The 3366-nt window shown below is 72.3% G+C and carries 2 protein-coding genes and 1 pseudogene; all 3 read left to right on the top strand.

All coding sequences use genetic code 11. The features are described 5' to 3' along the window. The coding region (locus tag G6021_RS08130; RefSeq protein WP_347237979.1) for a DUF6049 family protein at positions 1 to 1042 on the top strand (1042 nt) is incomplete at its 5' end. Further along, on the top strand, positions 1039 to 2874 hold the full coding sequence (locus G6021_RS08135) for a lipid II flippase MurJ (RefSeq protein ID WP_182641031.1): 1836 nt from the start codon (positions 1039 to 1041) through the stop codon (positions 2872 to 2874). The genes G6021_RS08130 and G6021_RS08135, both read left to right, overlap by 4 nt. A gap of 86 nt (positions 2875 to 2960) precedes the next feature. Then, positions 2961 to 3366, top strand: a pseudogene (locus G6021_RS08140) (hypothetical protein); the annotation flags it as partial.

The following is a 3366-nucleotide window of genomic DNA, read 5'->3' on the forward strand; positions in this document are numbered from 1 at the left end:
CGACTCCCCGGTCGCCCGCCTGCAGGACGCCCGGGCGGCCCTGCTGGCCCCGGTGATCGACGCCGCCACCGGTTCGGCCACCAACTCCTCCGCCGCCGCGGGAGACGACACCGCCGTGGCCGGACAGGGGGTCCTCGCGGTTCCCCCCCAGGTCTGGGGCGTCGACGAGGAGTCCGCGAACTCACTGCTCGAGACCCTCGGCGACCAGCTCTCCACAGGCCGGATGCGTGCGGTGCCGCTGTCCGAACGCCTGACCGGTCCCGTCACGATCCCCGAGGGGAGCCTCGCCGAGGACCCCACCGGAGCGGTGGACCCCGGACTCGCCGATCCCTTCGCGGACGACCCCGGGGGGGACACCGTCCGACGACTGGCGGGGGCGCTCTCGGGGACGGGGACCCTCCGATCGCTGGTGGACACCTCCGACCCGACCTCGGCGGATGCGGCCGCACACCTCGACCCGCTGGTGGGTGACGCCCTCCGGGCGATCTCGGAGACCGGTCGACGCGCCGGCGGGGACGGTCTCACCTTCGAGACGGGGACCGGTGTTGCCGCCCGGGACCGCGGCGCGACCCGCCTGGCGCGGCTCGGGGAGACGGTGACCGCCTCGCTGGCGCGCGTCGATCTCCTGACCCCGGGCAGCGTGTTCACCATGGCGAGTCCCAACAGTCCGCTCATGCTGGTGACCCGTAACGCGCTGCCGTTCCCCGTGCGCGTGGACGTGACCGTCACCGCGCCCGAGGACATCACCGTCGACCCGGTCGGTCTCATCCAGATCCCGGCCGCGGGCTCCCGCACCCTCCAGGTCCCCACCCAGTCCGACTCCGAGGGCGGGGTCCGCCACACCGTGGTCTTCGCCCTCCACGGGCCGGACGGGACGCGACTGTCCGACCCGGTCGAACTCTCGGTCCAGTCCGGTGGGTATCCCGTCGCGCAGGGCTTCGCGATCGCCGCGGCCGCACTCGCCCTCGTCCTCGGAGGCCGCCGGTACCTGCGCTACCGTCGGGGGATCCTCGACCCCGCGGACGAAGGGCACCGACCGTGAACGACGAGCAGGGTTCCCCCGAACCCGGGCTGCGTAGACCGGATCCCGGGCTGCGGGGCCGCCGCCGCGAATCCGGGAGCTGCGTCTCGCCACGCCCCGTCTCGCCGCCACCGGTCGCCGACTCGTTCGCGCCCGACTCGGTACCCGTCGACCCCGTGGTCCCGATCCCACCGGGCCCGGCGACCCGGGGCGGGGGGACCGGCACCACCACGCGGGACTCGTCCGACGCCTCGGTGATGCGGTCCACGGGGTCGATGGCCGTGGCCAACCTCGCCAGCCGGATCACCGGTTTCGTCCGGATGATCCTCATCCTCACCATTCTCGGCCCCGCCGTGGCCTCGGCGTTCAACACCGCCAACACGCTGCCCAACATGATCACCGAGCTCGTCCTGGGGTCGGTCCTCACCGCCATGTTCATGCCCCTGCTCGCCAGGGCGGCCCAGGAGGATCCGGACGGGGGGGTCTCGTTCATCCGGCGCCTGCTCACGGCCACCTCCCTGTTGGCGCTGGTCGCCACGGTGGTGGCGGTGGCCTGTGCGCCCCTGCTCACCGAACTCAACCTCGGGGACGGTGAGGTCAACACGGACCTCGCCACGGCGTTCGCCTTCCTGCTGCTGCCGCAGATCTTCTTCTACGGCGTCTTCTCTGTCATGCTCGCCGTGCTCAACTACAACGGGATCTTCCGACCCGGTGCGTGGGCCCCGGTCTGGAACAACCTGGTGGCCATCGCGACCCTGGCCCTGTTCGCCGTGGTCGGGAGCGGCATCGACCCGGCGGCCCCGGTCAACCTCCTCAGCGCCCCGATCCTGTTGCTAGGCCTGGGCACGACCCTCGGCGTGGTGGTGCAGGCCGCGGTCCTGCTGCCCGCGCTGCGCCGTGCCGGCGTGGTCCTGCGTCCCCAGTGGGGGCTGGACCCCCGGATCCGCCAGTTCGGGGGCAACGCCCTCGCCGGGTTGTCCTACGTGTTCATCTCGCAGGTCGGTCTGGTCATGACCAACCGCATCGGTTCCGCCGCCGACGAGGCGGCCATCGCCATCTACGGCACGTACTGGCTGCTGCTCCAGGTGCCCTACGGGATCATCGGTGTGACCCTCCTGACGGCCATCAACCCGCGGTTGGCCGACAACGGCGTCGCCGGGCGGACGGACGCGGTCGTGCGCGACATCTCGCTCGGCACCAGGCTGTCCCTCTTCGGTCTGTTGCCGATCATCGCCTTCATGACCGCCTTCGGCCCGACCATCGCGACCGGCCTGTTCCGGTACGGCAACTTCGACGCCCAGAACGCCGACATCCTCGGCCTCACCCTGGCCTTCGGGGCGTTCACCCTGGTGCCGTACGCGGTGGTCCTGCTCCAGCAGCGGGTGTTCTACGCCCGCGAGGACTACTGGACCCCGACCGTCATGATCCTCGCGATCACCATCGTCCGCGTGGTCCTGTCGCTCATCGTCCCGCTGGTCGCGAACGAACGCTCCCACGTGGTGATCGGCCTCGCCCTGGCCAACGGGATCGGCTGGGTCGTGGGCGCGGTGGCCGGGTACATCCTGCTGCGCCGCAGGCTCGGCTCCCTGCGAGGGCGGGAGACCGCGAGGTCGGCGGTCTGGACCCTCGGCGCGTCGGCTGCCGGAGCGCTCGTCGCCCTCGCCGTCGACACCCTCCTGCCCCTGGACCTGCTCACCGACTCGGTCGGCAGTATCGGCTACGTCTTCCGGGCCGGGCTCGCCGCGGTCATCACCCTCGTGGTCACCGGGTTGATCCTGTCGCGGTCACGACTCCCGGAGCTGGACGCCGTCACGCCCGTCCTCCGGGGCCTCGTGGGGCGTCTGAGGCGATAGTCGTCCCGGGCCGGGCGAACCGTACACTCGGGGGGTCAGGAGCGGGCGGATCGGCTGGACGGCCGCGTCATCGAGGAGGTCGACGGGTGGGCGATGCCAACGGTGTTCCGGCGCAGGGTTCGCCCTCGGGTCCACCGCGCCTGACCGCCGGGGGACTGGTCTCGGGTGGGCGGTACGAACTCCTCGAACCCCACGGCGGGGTCGCCGGTCAGGCGTTCTGGCGAGCCCGCGACAAGCGCCTTGGTCGCGAGGTCGCCTTGACCTTCGTCGATCCGCTGCCCGGCGAGCAACCCCCGGGCTCGGCGACGGGCGTCCTCGACCGCACCGTGGCGCTGACCAGCGTGTACTCGGACGGCCTCGCCCGCGTACTCGACGTGATCCGTGGCCGCGCCGGGGGCATCGTGGTGAGCGAATGGGTCCCCGGGCTCAGCCTCGCGGCCGCCGTCGGCGACCCCGATCCCGACTCGGCCGTGGCCGCGATGTGGGGTCTGG

The organism is Dietzia sp. CW19, from assembly GCF_014145265.1.
In the GTDB taxonomy this organism is placed as follows: Bacteria; Actinomycetota; Actinomycetes; order Mycobacteriales; family Mycobacteriaceae; genus Dietzia; species Dietzia natronolimnaea.